The 19,091-nt window shown below is 60.8% G+C and carries 12 protein-coding genes; all 12 read right to left on the bottom strand.

Annotation, left to right across the window (positions count from 1 at the left end):
- Nucleotides 1-7: 7 nt before the first annotated feature.
- On the bottom strand, nucleotides 8-4,390 hold the full coding sequence (locus tag ABFX35_RS09985) for an RHS repeat-associated core domain-containing protein (protein WP_346080616.1): 4,383 nt from the start codon (nucleotides 4,388-4,390) through the stop codon (nucleotides 8-10).
- A 5-nt stretch (nucleotides 4,391-4,395) separates the two neighbouring features.
- Nucleotides 4,396-4,833 (bottom strand): DcrB-related protein, encoded by a 438-nt coding sequence (locus tag ABFX35_RS09980; RefSeq protein WP_346080614.1) that lies wholly within the window; start codon nucleotides 4,831-4,833, stop codon nucleotides 4,396-4,398.
- 41 nt (nucleotides 4,834-4,874) lie between these two features.
- Entirely contained in the window at nucleotides 4,875-6,803 is a 1,929-nt protein-coding gene (locus ABFX35_RS09975; RefSeq protein WP_346080612.1) for a type VI secretion system Vgr family protein, read from the bottom strand.
- Between the two features lie 87 nt (nucleotides 6,804-6,890).
- Complete coding sequence (locus tag ABFX35_RS09970) at nucleotides 6,891-8,363, bottom strand: serine/threonine protein kinase (RefSeq protein ID WP_346080610.1); 1,473 nt, start codon at nucleotides 8,361-8,363, stop codon at nucleotides 6,891-6,893.
- A 49-nt stretch (nucleotides 8,364-8,412) separates the two neighbouring features.
- Nucleotides 8,413-11,046 carry a type VI secretion system ATPase TssH gene (gene tssH, locus ABFX35_RS09965; RefSeq protein ID WP_346080608.1) on the bottom strand — a complete coding sequence of 878 codons (2,634 nt, stop codon included), beginning with the start codon at nucleotides 11,044-11,046 and terminating at the stop codon, nucleotides 8,413-8,415.
- A gap of 64 nt (nucleotides 11,047-11,110) precedes the next feature.
- On the bottom strand, nucleotides 11,111-12,205 hold the full coding sequence (gene tssG / locus ABFX35_RS09960; protein ID WP_279026626.1) for a type VI secretion system baseplate subunit TssG: 1,095 nt from the start codon (nucleotides 12,203-12,205) through the stop codon (nucleotides 11,111-11,113).
- Nucleotides 12,202-14,085 carry a type VI secretion system baseplate subunit TssF gene (gene tssF, locus ABFX35_RS09955; RefSeq protein ID WP_346080606.1) on the bottom strand — a complete coding sequence of 628 codons (1,884 nt, stop codon included), beginning with the start codon at nucleotides 14,083-14,085 and terminating at the stop codon, nucleotides 12,202-12,204. Before tssF ends, tssG begins: the two co-directional genes overlap by 4 nt.
- A gap of 4 nt (nucleotides 14,086-14,089) precedes the next feature.
- Nucleotides 14,090-14,668 (bottom strand): type VI secretion system baseplate subunit TssE, encoded by a 579-nt coding sequence (locus ABFX35_RS09950; RefSeq protein WP_230472692.1) that lies wholly within the window; start codon nucleotides 14,666-14,668, stop codon nucleotides 14,090-14,092.
- A 2-nt stretch (nucleotides 14,669-14,670) separates the two neighbouring features.
- Entirely contained in the window at nucleotides 14,671-15,492 is an 822-nt protein-coding gene (locus tag ABFX35_RS09945) for a type VI secretion system accessory protein TagJ (protein ID WP_346080604.1), read from the bottom strand.
- A gap of 16 nt (nucleotides 15,493-15,508) precedes the next feature.
- Complete coding sequence (locus ABFX35_RS09940) at nucleotides 15,509-16,477, bottom strand: type VI secretion system-associated protein (RefSeq protein ID WP_279026631.1); 969 nt, start codon at nucleotides 16,475-16,477, stop codon at nucleotides 15,509-15,511.
- 27 nt (nucleotides 16,478-16,504) lie between these two features.
- Nucleotides 16,505-17,278, bottom strand: coding sequence for a PP2C family protein-serine/threonine phosphatase (locus ABFX35_RS09935; protein WP_095848360.1), 774 nt, complete (start codon nucleotides 17,276-17,278; stop codon nucleotides 16,505-16,507).
- On the bottom strand, nucleotides 17,275-18,993 hold the full coding sequence (gene tagH, locus ABFX35_RS09930; protein ID WP_346080601.1) for a type VI secretion system-associated FHA domain protein TagH: 1,719 nt from the start codon (nucleotides 18,991-18,993) through the stop codon (nucleotides 17,275-17,277). Before tagH ends, ABFX35_RS09935 begins: the two co-directional genes overlap by 4 nt.
- Between the last annotated feature and the right edge of the window lie 98 nt (nucleotides 18,994-19,091).

Below are 19,091 nucleotides of genomic sequence, written 5' to 3'. Positions count from 1 at the left end.
CCCTTAATCATGGAAAGTACTGCGATCTTTCTTCTGGTCCAATAAAATCACCTGGATCTTTATATCTGTCAGGTAACCTCGCGCCTTGAGAACGGTTATGACCATAATATTCTAATTCATAATTCTTGGAATCTCGCATAAAGGCTCTAACTTCTTTAGATTTCTGTCCATAATAACCACCTTTCTGATTCCAATATTTAACAGCATCTGTTAAGTGAGCCATGTCGGCATCTTTAACATTATACCATCGACTATCTGTTGAGCTCTTAAACTGCATCCTATCACCTGTACCACGAATACGACCTTCACTACGCATTCGCTCAATAACTTCTCTGCCAGTCTTACTATTTTTACCTGGGGTTTTCCCCATGTTATTTAGACGACAGGATGCCAACCCAAGTGGATCAATATATGTGAGAGGGTTTGTGACATAGGCATACAAGTTTATCCCACCCGCCAGCCCTATCGGGTCATGCTGGGTAAACCTGCCGATATCCGGATCGTAGTAACGGAACAAATTGTAGTGCAATCCGGTTTCGCGATCCAGATATTGGCCCTGCAGACGCAGGTTTTGGGAATAATCCAACGTCTGCTGGTTTTCCCCATAGCTTAACTTGCCCCAGGCGCTGCTGTGGCCTTGCCAGCGTACGGTGCCTTCGCTGTCCGTCAGGCTTTCCGGTTCGCCGTTGGGCGCATTATGGAAATAAAACACCTGTGCCGGCGTTATGCCGTCAATACGCGCCAGCGGCTCATAGCTGCCCTGATCGGCATACACATAGGTGAGTGGGGTGCCATCACGGGTTTCCTGCAGCAACCGGAAGCCTTCCCACAGGAAGGTGGTGGTTTGCCGTTGCCCGGTGGGCTGGCGCAGATCCCGGCTTTGCAGCCACACCTGTTTATGGGTGCGGCGCCCGAGGGGATCGTAACGGAACTGCACGTGCTGCACCGGCTCATTGTAGTGCGTGCTGTGGCGTATCACTTCGGTCAGACGGTGTTCGGCGTCATAGCGATAGTGCCAGCGATAGCGATCTTTATGCTTCTCGACCGTACGGCCGAAGGTATCGTAGCGGTAATCGATGCCTTTATAGTGCGTTACCCGGTTGTGCCGCTGGCGAAATTGCCCCTCGTCCAGCAGGTTGGCCGCAGGATCGTAACGGTAATGCTCCGTATCCGGCAGGGAACCTTCCTGTGCCAACAGCCGCCCGGCGGCATCGTAGTGATAGTGGCGATAGGCAAACGGGTTGGCGTTGTGTTCCTCGCGCGTCAGGTTGTTTTGGTAGTCATAGGCCCATTGGCGTGAGCTGCTGGCCGGCGCCGGGCGCGGCCGGTCAGTGCTGTGGATCTCCCGGCGATCCTTGCGGCCCAGCCGATCATAATGCACCCGGCTGGTCAGGCGGCCCTGAGTGCGGCTTAGCTCACGGTGCAGATTATCGCGCTCAAACTCGCTGATCGTGACATTATCCAGCGCCAGTTGCAGCAAATGACCACTGCCGTAATAAAGTGCGCGTAGCGCACGGCCATCAGGCAGGACGATCTGCGTCCGGTTGCCGAGCGCATCGTAAGAATAGGCCAGTGCGCCGTTAATGCCTTGTTCATTAACCACGCGGCCCAACAGATCATACTGGAAGCGGACGTCGCTTTCTGCTTCCTGCGCGTAGCCTTGCCAGACATCGCCCCGGTAGAAGGCCGCCTGCAGCAGTTGGCCGACGGCGTTGTAACGGTAGCGGGTTTCTCCGTCTGGCGTCTGCCTGGCGGTCAGTTGCCCGGCGGCATTGTGGCTGAATAAGTGTGAAAACGTGTCGGGCGTATTGGCGGCAAAAGCACGTTCAATGACCCGGCGGCATTCGTCATGGCGGTAACGCGTGCTAACGCCGTCCAGCCCGGTCTCTTCCAGCAGCAGGTTGCAGGCGCCCCAGCGGAAGGCATAGCTTTCGTCGTTTTCATTGCGTAATGCAATCAGGCGGCCGCGCGGATCGTAGCGGCGCACCACTTCGCCATCCAGCGGGTTTCGCGTGGCCAGCAGGCGGCCTGCGTTGTCATAACGGTAGTGCGTCAGGCGGCCGTCAGCGCCCTGATAGTGCGCCAGTTGGCCCTGTGGGTTCCAGGCCAGCGTTTCCTGCCAGCCCTCGGCGCGTTGCAACTGCGTTAGCCGCCCGGCGGCGTCGTAGCTATAGCGGGTGCTTTCGCCCTCGGCATCGGTCACTTCCGTCAGCCAGCCCTCGGCATTGTAGTGGTAAACCGTCTGTTTGCCAGAACAGTCGCGGGCGTGAATTAACTGGCCGTGTGCATCATAGTCAAAGTGGCTGACGCCGCCGTTGGCATCAACCGATTGCACCACCTGGCCATAATTATCACGCAGATAACGTTGGCTATGGCCAAGCGCATCCACCTCGGCAATCAGTGCATGGCGTTCATCATAGTAAAAATGATGGGTGGCGCCGTTGGCTTCCTTGATGCTGACGGGCAGCGCACGCTGTGGCAGCCAGGTGGTCAGGCGGATATGGCCCAGCGCATCTTCTTCTTCCACCAGATTACCGGCATCGTCATAGCGGAATTGCCAGCCGTGGCCGAGGGGATCGCGCGTGGCAACCAGCAGGGCATCATCGTTCCATTGGTAGTGCCACACTTCATCGCGTTCATCGGTATATTCCGTCACCAACTGTTGGGCGTTCCAGCGGTGCTGATGTTGCAGGCCATCAAATTCTGTTACCGTCGTTAAACCGGCTGCCAAATCGTAATCAATGGTGCAACTGCTGCCGCTTTCACTACGGTGTTCAACCACCCGCCAGTCGTCGAACATGGCCCAGCGGTATTCGAAGCGCGGGCCGCCGGCCTGTTGATGGCTGGTTAACAGGTGGGCATCGTTATAGTGGAATTCACGTGTGGCGATGTTGCTGGCGTCAATAACCTGGTGCAAATCACCGGCGGTGTTATAGCGGTAGCGCACCCGATCGTTGCCAGCATGGCGCAGTGCGGTAACACGATCGGGGTAACGCGTATCCTCGTAGGCCAGTTGGAGTTCCAATGCACCGGTGTCGTCTGTAATGGTGCTTAGGCGTTGCGCTGCGTCATAGCCAAGCAGCAGGGCGTTGTCATATTCATCGCTGAGCGAAACCAGGCGCAAACGGCGGGGCTCCTGCGGCAATGGGATGAACAGCCGCCATACGCTGCCGTCGGTATCAGCAATAATCAGTTGGCCTTCTTCGCCGCGGCGAAAAATCAATCCTTCGCCTGCGCTAAAGCTCGGCTCATTAATGGCCGGTAGCGGGAAACGTAGTTCACGGCCGGTTTCATCATGCAGGCAGCATTCAGTGCCGCCATTGCCATCATCCGCCAGATCAACCCAAACCTCGAAGGCGGTGCGCCAACCGTGGCCGAACAGGCCAGCGTAGCGGTTGCGGCTGTTGTAGTAACGTTGCCAGGCAAACGGGAAACGTGCCGGTAACAGCAAATCCAGATCTTCCTCGCCATGTAAAACCTTGGCGCCGGTAGCGGCATGGACGGGGTTGAATGCCGCATGGATTGCTTCCCCCAATGCATTGACGCCGGCAGCGGCCAGGCCGCCGCCGATCATGCAGGGGAGATTGGCCAGCACTTTGCTCGGCCGCCCGAGGAGCAGCGGCAGCAGCGTCATGGTCAGGCCAATCCCAGGAAGTTTGCCGCTTTTTATTTCGCGTACGGTGGCCGTTTCACCGCCGATCAAGACATTTTTGGAGACGTTAGTGGATACGGTGGCCTCGCAGGTGGAGCGGTCTTTGCTACGCACGGCCGGTTGACCGTTGATAAATACTTTGCCGGAGCCTTCCGCCAGGTATTGCGGGCCGCTGTGTTTGTCACAGCTGATTTTGTCTTCTTCCAGCGGCTGGCTCGGCTGGCTGGGGCTGGCCACCGTGGGCTGCCACAGTTGGGAAATAAGATTGCCGCCTGCTGCCAGCAGTTCAGCGCCGTAATCCCAAAAGCTTTGCGGCGGTTGCGGTGCCGGCAGCGCGTTAATTTCTTCCGCTGTCAGCAGGCGCCCGGCCGCGCGGGCTGCCGGTTTGCCATTGGTCAACACGTTGTTGGAACCGGTCAGGATCACGCCGCTGACCGAAGGCGGGAACAGGGAGTTTGCCACGGCGTCGCAGCCATGGCTGATATCATCACCAATACCCGAAACGTTGGCGGCAAAACCTACGATAAGGCCAGCGCCAAGGCAGGTTGAGGCGCCAGCGGCAACGGCACCCAGCACGGCCACGCCCGCCAGTGCCGGGGCCGCAGCGGCTGCCGCTGCACTCACGGCCATGGTGGCCAGGGAATAGACCGCCACTTCCGCTACGGCACTGGCGATATCCGCGAGAGCACTGGAGTGGATCAACTCATCGTCTTTTCTTGCTGCCCAGAGTTCACTCATGATTATCAGTCATCCTGTCCAGATAATGTCAGGGAGGCTTTAACCTGTCGCCAGCGGTTATCGTCCTCGGGCGTGAAAGGGTTCATTGACGAATAGGTAAAAATAATCAGTGTCTGGCTGTCGTTCGTCTGGGCCGCTAACTGGTGTTGATGGTGGTGGTAGCCGGCGCGGAAAAAACGGCTGGTAACTTCGATGGCCTGGATAGCGCCATCCGGCCCGGCGCTGATGCGCTGGCGCGGCGACTGCTCTAAGTCGCTTATCTGCGGCAACAGGGCGGCCCACTGTTTTTCAAATTCACCTTCCAGCGTGCTGCCTTCGGGCAGCGGCGCACGGGTGATCACCAATGAAGCGCCGGTGTGCGGGTTTTTCAGGATATTGACGGTGCAATCCTGCCAAGGGCCGGCGGGCAGGGTGAAATGGCCTTCCTGGAAAAGATAATTCATAAGTCTTCTCTGTTAGCTGGCGCGGGGCTACGCCCACATAATCATGATTTGGGGAACAGTTGATCCACTGCGGCCTGAATGGCTTTTTTGTGCTCGGGACCGGGGGCTTTGGCACGGGCAGCTCCGTTGGGTTGGTTCAGTTGCAATTTGCCGCCGGTGTTGATCTCGCCGCCTTCTTTCACGGTGATATTAAAACTGGTGCCGGTGAGGCTGATCTGACCATTGGCTTTCAGCTCGATCACGCTTTCACCGCACTCCAGGCGGAGGGTCTCGCCGGAACCGAGGGTGAAGGTATCTACCACGTTATCTGAACGTGTTTTACCGGTGAGTGATGAAGCATCGCCTTTGATACCGATGGCCTGGTTGAGCACGACGCGTTGCAGTTCATTACCGCCCACCAGATGCGTATGGTTTTTATCAATGGTGTGGTTTTCATCGTTCTCGACATTGATATCCATATTGCGTTCGGCGTGCAGCCACACCTGCTCTTCGCCGGCTTTGTCTTCAAAGCGCAGGGCGTTGGCGTTGTCCGGCGAGCCGTCTTTGGAGCGGCTCATAAAGCCCATTTGCGTGGCTGCGGCCGGTAGTGCCCACGGCGGCATGTTGGCGTCGTTGTAGACCCGGCCGATGATGATCGGGCGGTCCGGATCGCCGTTGATGAAATCCACCACCACTTCGTCGTTCACCCGCGGGATCTGCACGCCGCCGAAGCCCTGGCCGGCCCAGGCGCTGGAAACACGCACCCAGCAGGAGCTGCCGTCGTCCGCCGGCCCAAAGCGATCCCAGTGGAACTTGACCTTCACGCGGCCGTATTTGTCGGTCCAGATGGATTCGCCGGTCGGGCCGACCACCCGTGCGGTCTGCGGGCCGTGGGTTTTCGGCCAATGCGCCTGCTGCGCCGGGCGCCACGGAATATCGGACGGGATCACCGTGAAGTCGATACGATGCTCGCTGGCCTGGTTGTCGCCGCTGGCGTAGCGGTTTTCCTGCAGGCGGTAGCGGGCGCGCACCGTCAGGTAAGCGCGGTTATCGTCGGCATAGGGGGCGTTGTTGAGCGTAAAGGTGTAGCCGGGGGCGATACCGAGCGCGGTGGCGGTGCCGCCGGTCTGGTGGTGCCCGGCCTGCCAGGCTTCCTGGCGCACTCGGGCGTAGAATTCGCCCTGCTGGTGTTCGGTGTAGCGGCCCGGCCAGTCATACACGTCGATTTGCCCCGGCTGTGGCGAAACCGGGTTCTGGCGCGCCTGCAGCAGCCAGGCGTTGGGCTTGCGGAAATCGTAATCGTCCAGGCTGTAGATGCCCGGCGTCACCTGGTCGGCCAGGGTCCACTGGCTGATGCCCTGCTCATTGGTGATGCCGCCGGATGGCGTCAGGTGATAGGGAATGGTTTCATAGCCGGGGTAGGGTGTGTGGATCTGCGGCGCATCGGCCAGCACCAGCGTGTGCTGATTCTGCTGGTGCTTGAAGTAGTAATAAATGCCCTCCAGCTCCATCAGGCGGCTGATGAAGTTGAAGGAGCTTTCGCTGTACTGCACGCAGTATTCCCACTGGCGGTAGCTGCTGGTGAGCTGGTCTTCCACCTGGACGTTGTATTCGGCGAGCAGGGTTTTGACGATCTGCGGCACGGTCTGCTGCTGGAAGATGCGGAAGTTGCGATCCTGGGTCATCGGCCACAGATCGGGCTGCACGCGCAGGGTATAGACCGCATAGCGTGTGCCGCCGATCTCTTCGCTGGAAACGGCGACGGCGGTGATTTTGCCGTTAAGGAAGCGCGGCTCGGCGAGAAAGCCCTGGGTAGGGATAACCAGGGTCAGCGGCTGGCCGAGCAGGGCCTTGCGATCCAGGCGCGGGTTGGTGCTCAACAGGGCCACGTTGAAATCAAAAGGCTCGGAAAGGGCTTCGGTGCCGTCCAGGGAATGGAACAGCAGTTGCCCGGTGCCTAGCGGGGTATAGGCGGTAATACGGTCCAGCATGCGGACATCCTCTGTAACGGGGCGCGCTAAGGCGCGCCGAACTTATTCGTAGGGAATAGGGCAGCGTTGGCGGCTGCCGATAACGCGTTAGCCTGCGGTGGCCGGATTAATCAACCAGGTGCCGGCATTCTCAATCGTGATCTGTTGGCGGCGCAGGTTGCGATCGTGGCGGATCTCGACCTGATATTTGCCCGGCGCCAGGTTCAGGCTGGCAAAGCCGTTGCTGCCGGCCTGCACCTGCTGGGGCTTGCCGTTCAGGCTGACGTTCTCACCGGGCTGTAGCCGGAAATACACCAGCGCCACCGGTGCGGCGACGACCGGCGCCGGCGCTGGCTCGGCTTGCTGGGCCGGGGCATTATTGGCCGCGGTTTGCTGCGGCGCGTGTTGCATCGGCTCCTGGGTTTTTTCCACCGCTGAAGGCTGTACGTCCTGTTTCACCGTGTCGGCGGCGTTGTTCTCGGTGCCGGCGCCGTGCATAAACCAGGCCAGCGCGCCAATCACCACCACGGCGGCCACGCCTGCGCCATAGATCATTGGGCGGGCGCGCGAAGTGCTGTTTGCCGTCTCGGCAACGGCGGCCGGGGCGCTGGCGGCGGGTTTGGCTGCTGCCGGCGCGGGTTCCGGCGTGGTGGAAGGGGCGCTGACGATGTCGGCTTCATCGGCCACCGGCAGGTTCAGCAGTTCGGCCATCTCATCGATGGTCTGCGGGCGGTCTTCCGGCTTCAGCGCCAGCGCGTGGTCAACCACACGCAGCAGCTCCGCCGAATAGCCGGCCGGGCGGCGTTCCAGCAGCGGCTGGTAGTTGTCTTCAATGCTGCGCACCACGCTCACCGGCGGCGGATCGCCGGCAATCAGCGTATGCAGCACGGCGCCCAGGGCATAGATATCGGTCCAAGGCCCTTGTTCGCCGTCGCTGTCTTCACTGTATTGCTCAATCGGCGCAAAGCCCGGTTTCAGCATGATCTCCGTGGAATCGGACAGGTTGCCGATCTCTTTGCGCGCGGAGCCAAAATCCAGCAGCACCGGCAACTGGTTTTCCTGGATCTGAATATTATCCAGCGAGATGTCGCGGTGCAGATAGCCTTCCTGATGGATGGTGTTGATGGCGCTGAACAGCGGCGGCAGCAGCCGGCGGATCCACGCTTCGTCGATTTTCTCCGGGTGCTGCGCCTTCAGGTTTTTCAGCGTGGTGCCGCTGTAAAACTGGGTGCCCATATACGCGGTGCCGTTCTCTTCCCAAAAGCGCAGCACATGCAGCAGGCCGGGGTGTGAGAAACGCGCCAGCAGGCGCGCTTCTTGTATAAAGCTGTTAAGCCCGGCCTGGAAGGTTTTGCTGAACCGCTCGCCGCGCAGGCTTAGCGTCAGATCGTCGTTGCGCATCGCCAACTGCGTCGGCATGTATTCCTTGATGGCAATGGCACGCTCCAACTGGTGATCGTAAGCGCGGTACACGATGCCAAAACCGCCTTCGCCAATCACTTCCTTAATCTCAAACTCGTTGAAGCGATGGCCAATCGGCAGGCTGTTTGAGTTCGGTTTTTTTATCCCGGTTTCCGACATGATGATTTACTCTCTGTAAATAAGCGCCGCCGCCGTAGCGGCCCCGGCATTACGCCTGAAATTGATAAGCGAATTCATTGCCTTGCATAGTAATGTGCAGCGTGCGGTACCGTTGGTCGTTGGCGCTGGCGGCCAACAGGGTATGGCTGATTTGCGGCAACAGGGTGTTGGTCAGGATGGCGTCGATCATGCGCCCGCCGGATTCCACCTCAGTGCAGCGGCTGACGATTTGTTGCACTACTGCGTCGTCAAAGGTGGTGGCGATATCGTGGTTTTCCGCCAGCCGCCGCTGGATGCGGCCAAGCTGCAGGCGCACGATGTTGCCGAGCGTATCGTCGTTCAGCGGATAGTAAGGCACCACCAGCAGGCGGCCCAGCAGGGCGGCCGGGAACACCGAAAGCAGCGGTTGGCGCAGGGCACCGCTCAACGCTTCGGGGTCTGGCTGCAGGTCGGGATCGCTGCACAGGCCGGCGATCAGATCGCTGCCGACGTTGGAGGTCAGAATAATAATGGTGTTGCGGAAATCGATGTGCCGGCCTTCGCCGTCCTCCATCCAGCCCTTGTCGAACACCTGGAAAAAGATCTCGTGCACGTCCGGGTGCGCTTTTTCAATTTCATCCAGCAGCACCACGCTGTAAGGGCGCCGGCGCACCGCTTCGGTCAGCACGCCGCCTTCGCCGTAGCCGACATAGCCGGGAGGCGCCCCTTTCAACGTGGAGACGGTGTGTGCTTCCTGGAATTCGCTCATGTTAATGGTGATGACGTTCTGTTCCCCGCCGTACAGGGTTTCCGCCAGCGTCAAGGCGGTTTCGGTTTTCCCCACGCCGGAAGGGCCGGCCAGCAGGAACACCCCCACCGGTTTGTTCGGATCGTCCAGGCGGGCGCGGGAAGTGCGCACGCGGCGGGCAATCAGATCCAGCGCGTGGCGCTGGCCGATCACCCGTTGGTTGAGGGTATCGGCCAGGTTCAACACGGCGTCGATTTCATTTTTTACCATGCGGCCCAGCGGGATACCGGTCCAGTCAGAGACCACTGCGGCCACGATGTTGGCATCAACGGCGGCGAAGATCAGCGGCGTTTCGCCCTGCAACGCCTGCAGTTGCGGCTGCAGTTCGGCCAGTTGGGCACGCAGCGCATCGGCATCGGCTTGCGGCGCGTCCTGTTCTTGTTGGCGGTGCAATTGGGCGCGCAGATCGATGATCTGCTGAATCAGCGCCAATTCCTGTTGCCAGCGCGCGTTCAACTGCGCCAGTTCTTCCCGCAGCGTGGTTAGCTGTGCTTCGATAGCCGCGGGGCGTTGCGGATCGCCAATGCCGACTTTGGCTTCGCGGTGGGCAATCGCCAGCTCGATATCCAGCGCATTGATACGCTGGCGGCAGTCTTCCACCTGCGCCGGTTCGGCGTGCTGGCTAACGGCCACGCGCGCGCAGGCGGTGTCCAGCAGGGCGACGGCTTTATCCGGCAGTTGGCGCGCCGGAATGTAGCGGTGGGAAAGACGCACCGCCGCCTCGACGGCTTCATCCAGCAGCAGAACGCGGTGGTGCTGTTCCAACGGGCTTACGGTGCTGCGCAGCATCAGCAGCGCTTTGCCTTCATCCGGTTCCTGCACCTGAACGACCTGGAAACGGCGGGTCAGAGCCGGGTCTTTCTCAATGTACTTTTTGTATTCCGCCCAGGTGGTGGCGCCGATGGTGCGTAACTGGCCACGCGCCAGCGCCGGTTTCAGCAGGTTGGCGGCGTCGCCGGTGCCCTGCGCGCCGCCGGCGCCGATCAGCGTGTGGATCTCATCAATAAACAGGATGATTGGCGTTGGGCTGGACTGCACTTCATCAATCACTGTTTGCAGGCGTTTTTCAAACTCACCCTTCATGCCGGCGCCAGCCTGCAGCATACCGATGTCCAGCAGGTAAAGTTGCACGTCGCGCAGTTGCGGCGGTACGTCGCCGGCAACGATGCGCAGCGCCAGCCCTTCCACCACGGCGGTTTTGCCGACGCCGGCTTCACCGGTCAGCAGCGGGTTGTTTTGCCGGCGGCGCATCAGGATATCGATAATTTGGCGGATTTCTTCGTCACGGCCGGCGATTGGATCGATTTCGCCATTGCGCGCCCGCGCCGTTAGATCCTGGGCATATTGCGCCAGCAGGTTACCGCCAGCGGTGGCAGGTGTTTCGCCAGTGGCATTGGCCGTCGCCTGTGCCTGGGCATTTTCGCTCGAGTGGGCGGTTACCGTGGCGAACTGTTCCACCAGCAGATCGGCGTTGATGCGATCGAACTGCGCCGAGATGCCTTTCAACAGGTGGCGCAGGCTATAGGTTTTCAGCATCCCGAGCAGCAGGTGGCCGCCGCGGATGTTGTTGGCGCCAAACTTCAGCGAGCCGTAAACCCAGGCGCGTTCAACGGCGCTGTCAATGTGTTCGGCCAGATCGGAAATGGCGCTGGCGCCGCGCGGCAGGCGATCCAGCGCCGCGACGATGTCGTTGGCAAGCCGTGCCTCGTCCAGGCCGAAATGGCGAATAACCTGTTGCAGATCGCCCTCCGGCGCTTGCATCAGCTGGTGCAGCCAGTGCGCCACTTCAACGTAGGGGTTGCCGCGCAGTTTGCAAAACGCCGTGGCGCTTTCCAGCGAGGTAAATAACAGGCTATCCAGTTTGCCAAATAATACCGAACGGCTGATTTCAGACATGGTTTTCCTCAGGGCATACAGGGCCGGCGCTGTGCGCCGCCGGCCGGATAATAAAAAGGGGTGACTACGGGTATACGGCCTGCTTTTCCAGCGGCTCAGGGCTAAAAATCAAGTCATCGGCATCCCGGTGATAGCCCGGCGCGGCAAGCCAACTGCTCAGGCCCAGACGCTGGCGGCCGCCCAGTTGGGTGCCGGTGAAGGCGTCTTTGGCCAGGATCAGCCGCACGTCCCAGACAAACTCGATGCCCAGATACTGGCGCACCCAGTCGCGCAACTGTTGGCACTGCGAAGCGCCGGGCAGAAAGCGTTCATAATCCTGCTGCGGCATCGGCCCCAGTTCGATCCGGAACTTGTGCTGCATATCGCGCACCGCGATGCCGAGAAAGGCCGATTCGCCCAGCCGCGGCACACCGCGCCCGGCCTGCAGGCGCGCCTGTTCTCGTTTGTCCACGGGCAGCCAGTGCGGCACGTTCTCAACAATATTGACCGGCACCTTGAAGTAGTGGCGCAGTATTTTGCTTAGCCCTTCCGCATCGCGGCTATGGCGGATCAGGTGCCCGGCCACGTAATGCTTGGCGTGGCCGCTGAGGCTGTCGCGGTCGCGCTGCGCTGGTTGGCCGTTACCGATCAGGCTCGCCAGGTAGTTATCAAAGCGGCGGTTGTCCGGGCGATCCAGCGATACCGTCGGTTGGGCGTCGGCCCAGGCGCGATAAAACAGCAGGGCCAGCCGGTGATGGAACAGGTTGGCGAACGCCATCAGCGTATGATCCTGATGGTGATACACCCGCTCGCGCACGTATTCCGTCAGATGCAGCGGCAGTGGCCCGTTGGGGCCGAACAGGCCGAAGCTGTAAATCGCCACGTCGTGCAGATCGCTGCCGGGGCGCGGGCTAACGTTGGCCAGCGTCGACGGTGCGAACGACAGTGAAGGCTCCTGGCCGATGCGCAGCATTTCATAACGCGGCTGCGGCGCCCGCCCCAGCAGGTAAGGCTGGCCGCCCTGGGCGTCGATGCGCCGCAGCAGTTGGAACAGATCGTAGCGGTAGGGCGCGGCCATCAGGCGCGGCCAGAAATCGCCCGGCAGGCGCTGCAACGCGTGAATTTTCGGCGCGCTGGTTTGCTGTGGCGCGGTGACCGCTTCGGGTGCGCGTTCGCTCATATCAGCGTCCTTTTGCCCACCCGCGCCTGCCAGTGGGCGATTTCACCGCGCTGCTGGCTGGACAGCGTCATTTCTGTAAAGGTGTTGATTGCCACCAGGCGGGAAAACAGGCGCTCCAACACGCTGCCCAGCAGATAGGGGCTGTTGCCGGAAAAGGCCCGCTCATCCACCGTAAGATCGATAGCAATGCCGCGGGCGAAGACGATCGGGCCGGGTTCCGGCACCCGGCGATACACCGGGCGCAATTGGCAGTGGCGCACGCCCTGGATCTGCTTGGCGATCGCCGGTTCGCTCAGGTTGCCATACAGCCCCAGCAGTTGGCGCAGGCTGGCCGCGCCCTGTTGTGGATCGCCATCCATCAGGCTTAGGTAGTTAAGCTGCAGTTGGCTGATCAGCCGCCAGGCTATCATGCCGTCGGCCAGCGCAAGCCGCGGCGGGGTCGGGCCTTTTTTCAGCGTGACCTGCTTGATGGGAATGGAATCCGGCATCACAAAGTTGCCCTGATCCTGCAGCAGCATCAATGGCAAGTCGCGGCTGGTGCACAGCACGTCGGCGGTGAGGTATTTCAGATCGCTGTGCCACGGCGACTGGCGTTCGTCCACCAGCGAGACAAACACCTCGGAGCCGATGTAGCCGGTGCGGGTGCCGTAACGGCGGGCATGTTCCGACAGCGAACGCTGTTCGCGGCGCAGTGAAAAATAGGCGCCATAGTTACCGTCGTCTTCGCTCAGGGTGCTGTAAAACGGGCGGAATTCCTGCTCGTAGCGCTTTTCACTGGCGCTGCTGCCCAGGCGTTGCACGGAGAACACTTCGTAATCCAGCGGGCGAATGTTATCCACCACCAGGTGATATTCATGGTGGTTTTCATTCAGCGTGATGCGCTCGGCCACCTTCGGGAACAGGTTGATCACCGGCGTGCAGTGCAGCGCCAGATGGCTGGCGTCGATCACGCGCTCCAGCGCCAGATCTTGTTTATCCAACAACACGATGATATCGAACTGGCGCAGCGTTTTTTGGCTCGCGCGTGCATTCTGCAGCAGCGGGCGCAGGCCGCTGACGCTGACGAACTGGAAGCGCGCCGGGAAGGCGAAGTATTCCTGCAGCAGGCGGTAGCCTTCAAAGTTGCGCAGATCGTTCGGCAACAGCGCCTGATCGGGCTCGAAACCTTCCTGGCGCAGGGCATCGTCGGCCAGCACGCAGCGCTGTGGTGTGGCTTCAACCGTTTGGCACAGCAGGCCGACGCTATGCTGCATCACCAGCTCCAGCAGTTGCTGCGCCTGCAGATCGGGGCCGGCAAGATAAAACATCAGTTGATCGAGGTTGAGGTTTTTCAGCGTCACCGATTCAAAGCATTCCATGCGAATGCGCAGGGCGCTGACGCTGCCGCGGTTTTGCAACCCGAGGGCGGCCAGCGGAATATCCGCCGGAATGCCGCCCAGCTCAACCTGCTTGATGCGCACCGGTTGCAGCGTCACGTCGTGCGCGGTGGTGTAGCTGCAGGTGATGCCGGTCTTTTTCAACGTTTGGCTATCCATCATGGTGCCGCGCGGTACGCGGAAGCCGCCGCTGATATCCCCTTTGCTGCTGTCCGGCGTCAGTTCGGCGATCGCCATTGACGGCGTGGGCGCCAGGTAGTTGGGGTAGATGATCTCCAGCAGGCGCTGCGAAAAACGCGGAAACTCCGCATCCATTTTCAACTGCACGCGCGAGGTGAGGAAGGCAAAGCCTTCCATCAGGCGCTCAATGTAAGGATCGGCCACGTCGATGCCGCGCATACCAAGCCGGCCGGCGACCTTCGGGTATTGCTCGGCGAATTCGGCGCCCATTTCACGCAGGTATGCCAGCTCGCGGTTGTAATACTCTAAAAGCTTACTGTCCATCGCCTTATCCTATGTCTTTCAGATCGAAATGGCCGTTTTCCAGATCCACATCGGTGCGGAACAAAAACTCCAGCGGGTAGGGGATGCACCACAGGCGCCCCTTAATCTCGATTGACAGTACGTTATGCAGTTCCAGCGAGCCGGTATCGGAGATACAGCGCACCTGTAGCCCATCGGGCAGGATGCGCGGCTCAAAGTTGAGGATGGCTTCGGTCAGCGCCCGCTGAATATCCAGCCATTCAATGTCCGACATACGCTTGCCCGCCAACGAGGCGATGCCATAGTTGAGGGTGGAGCGGCGCACATGGGGATAGTCCGCCAGATCGGCGCCCGATTCGTGGTTGACGCAGTTGAACAGCCACTGCAGATCGCGCAGCACCCGGCGGCGCAGTTCGCTGTGCGACACCAGGTTGCGCACCTGCGCTTCCTGTTTTTTCTGCGGCTCGTCGTCGGTAAGCAGATCGAGCAGCACCGGCTGCATTTTGTCGCGCGAAGTGAGCTGTTCGCTGTTGTCGCGAAAACGGTAGCCCTGGCGCTGAAGATCGCTGCCGCTAAGCATTGCCGTTGGGCGTTTGCCGGTCATTTTCAGGCACCTTGTTCGAAGCGCAGTTGGCGCAGGGTGTGCAGCGGGAATTCACGCTCGGCGCTCAGCCAGGATTTTTGCCCCAGCCCGGCGTAATGCGGGCCGTCGCCCAGTGGCTGCCATTCGGTCAGTTTGCCGAGCAGCAGGGCATCGCTGGGGTTTTCCGGCAGCGGATAGCGCGCCGGCAGTTGGCATACCTGTTCACGCCCGTCGTTCAGGCGCACCAGTGCATGGCTCCAGACCAGATCGATAACGCTTTGCGGCGCCTGGAACTGGATTTCAGCGATGGCGGAGAACGGCAGCCAGTAGTACACACCGTTCAGCGCCAGCTCGCACACCGGGCCCAGGCGACCGTCGCCGTCCATCAGCCAGTCGAAGGGCACGCTGTGCGGTGCGTCGCCTTCCGCTACCGTAAGCTCCCCGGCGCTGGCCGGTGCGGCGGCCAGCGCTTCATCGCGCAATGCCTGGGCTGTGCCGGCATCGCCGTGCGCATCGTGGCGCAGGGCTTCCACCAGTGAAGAGAGCCAGGCTTCGCCCGAGTGCAGCAGCGCCGGCGCCGCTTCACCGGCAAATACCGCCTGGCGCTGCAGTTCCGCGTCTACGGCCTGTGTCAGCAGCAGGGTGGTGGGTTGTGCGATCGGTTTGAGCGCCAGCCAGGATTTCAGCTGCGCTTTGGCACGCGGCCAGTTGGCGCTCAGGCACAGCAGTTGCGCCAAAGCGGCGCGCAGATCGGCATCCGCCGGGCGTTGGCGGATCGCGTCTTCCACGGTGGTAATGGCCGCACTGACGGAGCCCCCGGCTAAGAGTTTGGTTAATGAGTTCACGGTGAGTTCCTCGTCATCAATGGGCGTTGGCGGTTACGGTTTGGTAGCTGCCGCTGGCCGGATCTTCACGATCCGCGGCCAGGCTTTCCACCAGCTTAAACGTCGGCTGCGGCTGGCCGGCCAGCAGCGGCTGCCAGGCTTCGTGCGCGCGGCCGATGCGCTGTTTAACCTTGGCCGCGTCGGCGGCCTCCAGGCGCGGTAGCTCAACGATAATGGTGCCGCCATAGGCCCAGGCATGGCGCTGCGCATCAAACGGCAGCAGCAGGTAACTGCCGGCCGCTGTGCCGCCGAGCACCAGGCGCTGGCGGTTGGCGCTCACCACGCGCAGGTTTTGTTGATTCAGGTTCAGGTTGATCAGCGGGTAGCCCTGCAGGAAGGTCACGGCCACCGGTTGCGCCTGCTTGCTTTGTTGCAGCAAGACGGTGCTGCTGCCGTTCAGCCAGCCATCGGCGCAACGCAGGTTGTCGCCGCCGGGAATAAACAGCGCGCTGCCGTTGCCGGCGCTGCTCCAGTAGGTGCGGAAGCGGCACCCCTGGGGCAAATCGAACGTTTGCACCGGCTCGGCATCCGCCAGCGGTGAGGTGACGGCAACGGCGGGCGGCGCGCTGGGCTGGGCCGGTGGCGTTGCCGGCGGCTGTTTGAGCAGCGGCTTCCAACGTTGATTTTTTGCCGCGTTGCCTTCGGCCAGCGTCTTCCCGTTTTTATCCGTAAGCTGCCACGGCAACTGCGTAACGCTGGGGCACTGTTTTTCCAGCAGGTTGCCGACGCGCGGCAGAAAATCGTCCAATACGGCGGCATCTTTGCTTTGGCCGGAGACGATGCGCAACGGGATGCTCTTGGCGCACCAGCTTTCCGGTTTATTGTTTTTTACGTCGTCGATGAACACGTCGAGCTTTTGGCTGGGGGAGTACACCAGCCGGTAATTTGCCGCATGTACGGCGGGCATCGCCAGCAGGGCGATGGCACCTGGCATCCAATATTTCATAGTTAACCTTGGCTGTGTCATAACGGCTCAGTCGCGGGGAAGGAAACGCTCGGCGTCCGCCAACGAGTGCAGCAGCGTGGTTTCCTGCGGTGAACCAATCCATACGGCGATAGCGCTGTAGTTATCGCTGTTATTATTTTGCTTCCATGCCTGCTGCATCAGGGCCAGCCACTCGCTGGGGGAGTTGACCATATGCAGCGACTGTTCCAGCTCGGCCGGGGTAAAGTTGTGCCAAAAGCCGTCGGTGCACAGCAGGAAGACGTCGCCATCCTCCAACTGCAGCACATCGCTGTAGGTGGCATCGCGTTTTTCACTCAGCCCGAGGGCGAAGTACAGCAGGTTGCTGTTGATGCCGTTGGTTTGATAGCCCGCATCCTGCATCTGTTGCACCAGGCTGTGATCGGTGGTTACGGTATGCAGGTAACCGCGCCGAAACAGGTACAGGCGGCTGTCGCCGGCGTGCGCCCAGTAGGCCAGTTGATAGTCACGATCGATAAACAGGCTCACCAGCGTGGTGCCCATCTTGCTATGTTCGGCCACCTGGCGCTGCTGCTGGTGGATAACCGCGTTGGCGCGGGCAATGTGCGCGCGAATGCTTTGCGCGTTCAGGTGTTTTTCGCCGTCGAAATTGTGCAGGATGGTATCGCGTGCCAGCCTGGCGGCCACGTCACCGCCGGGAAAACCGGCGATACCGTCGCACACCACAAAACAGGCGGAACGTTCGCCCAGCACTTCGCCGGTCTGGTCCTGATTGGTGGCGCGGCTGCCCTGGTTAGTGGTAGAGGCTAAAGTGATCTTCATTGCGCATCCGGTTTGGTCTGTGAGTCTTTGTACTGATTCACTTCAACGTCGTAGGCGTGCAGGAAGGCTTCGCCAAACAGGGTGTGGAAGTCGTCTTCGATTTCGCCGGCGGTTTGCTGGTAGTTTTTAACGAAGTAATCCCACAGCGCCGCCTTGCGGTTGGAAGGCAGCGACAGGCGCGGTGCGGCGCCTTCTTTGCGCGCCTCTTCCTCCAGCCGCTCCGGGTTAAAGGATTGCAGCATAGCCGCGATGATGGCGCGGATGCCGGCGATCATCCCCAGTTGGTGCGCCTGCAGATCGATCAACGCATCGCGCACGGCCTGCTCTGGCGGCATAAAGCCCGGCATCCGGCTGCCGAACATCTGCATCAGCACGGTTTTGCCGGAAGGCAACAGTTTGAACGGGTTGTTGGCCTCGTCCAGGATCATGGTCATTTCCGCCTTCACGCCGCGCTTGAGAATGGAGCGTGAAGAGAGCAGCGCCACCGTGCCCTGGGAGAACAAGCTCAGCAGCCGGCCTACCAACTGCATCTGTTGTTCATCAATCTGTGGCTGTGGCTGCAAATCGTTCAGGCCGATGCCTTGCAGCAGGGCTTCAAGCATTGGGCCGTGCAGCGCATCGCCGGGGTGAGCGCCGGCGGGTTGCGGCTGCGGCGCCTGGTAGGCGACCGGATCGATCCCCAGGCGGTTGCCTGGGCGCGGGCGCGGCTGTTGCGGCACCGGTGCCGGCGTTGGGGTGGGCTCAGGCGCAACCGGTGCGGCCTCAGCCGCTGGCGGCGTGGGTGGCTGCGGTTTTGGCGCCGGGGCGGGTTCCGGCTGTGGCTGGGGTTGTGGCTGCGGGCGAGCCGGCGGCACATCGGCTTGGGCCAGCGGTGCCGCACCGCCCATCAACAGGCCGAGCGGATCGTCCGTCGTTAACGTTTCCGGCGCCGCAGGGGATGAAGATGAGCCGCCGCCAAACAGCGCCAGCGGATCCAGCTCTTGTTGCGGCGTTTTTTTCACCGCGCCGGGGGCGGGTTGCAGCGGCACGCTTGCCGGGCTTTTTCCCGCCAACAGTGTGCTTGGCGTGGTGTCGTTGAGGATATTCTCCCGCTCAAAAGGGGTATTGCCGTTAAACAGATCGTTGGGATCGGTCTGCTTATGCTGCAAATGGTGCAGGTCAACATCGCCGGCCAGTTGTGCCAACGGATCCGCTGGGTTCAGTTCTGGGCGAGGCTGCGCCAGCAGGGGGTTATCATTACGCAAAGGCGCCTGCGGCACCGGTTCAGGCTGCGCCGCCGCCGGGGTGAACTCTTCCACCAGGCTATCCCAGATTTCATTTGGCACCGGCGTGGCGGCTGCGGCAACGGGCGGCGGAGTATCGTCAACCGCCCGTTGCTGTTGCACCGGCGCGGCCTGCTGGTGCGGCGCGCTCACCTGAATGCGGTAATCATCGATACCAAGCACATCGCCGTTTTGCAGTTCCACCTGGCGGCCGCGCTCCAGCGGAATATCGTTTAGCACCACACGGGTCACGTTGCCGCGGTTGGTGATGCGGCATTCCCCGTCAGCAGAAATGTGCACAATGGCCTGCAGGCGTGAAATAGCGCGTTCATCATCCGGCAGCACCAGGTTGTTATCGACGCTGCGGCCAATGGTACCGCCCGGCGGCAAAAAATCGCAGCTGCTTTGCGGCGGTGTATGGCCATTTTTATTTTGTACAATGGTAAATCGCATAAGACATTCCTGCTGATTAGGTGTGATGCAAACTGTTTTGTTCGCCCATCGCGCGGGCAAGATAAAGAGGTAAGGCTGCGTTCTGTTTAGTTTTCTTA

The organism is Gibbsiella dentisursi (genome assembly GCF_039539505.1).
In the GTDB taxonomy this organism is placed as follows: Bacteria; Pseudomonadota; Gammaproteobacteria; order Enterobacterales; family Enterobacteriaceae; genus Gibbsiella; species Gibbsiella quercinecans.
Note: the sequence above shows the minus strand (reverse complement) of the source record. Positions and strands in the feature narration are given on the sequence as shown.

Excerpts from the sequence above, each read along its gene's own strand:
- ABFX35_RS09985 (WP_346080616.1), bottom strand. The coding sequence starts at position 4,390 with ATGAGTGAACTCTGGGCAGCAAGAAAAGACGATGAGTTGATCCACTCC.
- ABFX35_RS09980 (WP_346080614.1), bottom strand. The coding sequence starts at position 4,833 with ATGAATTATCTTTTCCAGGAAGGCCATTTCACCCTGCCCGCCGGCCCT.
- ABFX35_RS09975 (WP_346080612.1), bottom strand. The coding sequence starts at position 6,803 with ATGCTGGACCGTATTACCGCCTATACCCCGCTAGGCACCGGGCAACTG.
- ABFX35_RS09970 (WP_346080610.1), bottom strand. The coding sequence starts at position 8,363 with ATGTCGGAAACCGGGATAAAAAAACCGAACTCAAACAGCCTGCCGATT.
- tssH (WP_346080608.1), bottom strand. The coding sequence starts at position 11,046 with ATGTCTGAAATCAGCCGTTCGGTATTATTTGGCAAACTGGATAGCCTG.
- tssG (WP_279026626.1), bottom strand. The coding sequence starts at position 12,205 with ATGAGCGAACGCGCACCCGAAGCGGTCACCGCGCCACAGCAAACCAGC.
- tssF (WP_346080606.1), bottom strand. The coding sequence starts at position 14,085 with ATGGACAGTAAGCTTTTAGAGTATTACAACCGCGAGCTGGCATACCTG.
- ABFX35_RS09950 (WP_230472692.1), bottom strand. The coding sequence starts at position 14,668 with ATGACCGGCAAACGCCCAACGGCAATGCTTAGCGGCAGCGATCTTCAG.
- ABFX35_RS09940 (WP_279026631.1), bottom strand. The coding sequence starts at position 16,477 with ATGAAATATTGGATGCCAGGTGCCATCGCCCTGCTGGCGATGCCCGCC.
- ABFX35_RS09935 (WP_095848360.1), bottom strand. The coding sequence starts at position 17,278 with ATGAAGATCACTTTAGCCTCTACCACTAACCAGGGCAGCCGCGCCACC.
- tagH (WP_346080601.1), bottom strand. The coding sequence starts at position 18,993 with ATGCGATTTACCATTGTACAAAATAAAAATGGCCATACACCGCCGCAA.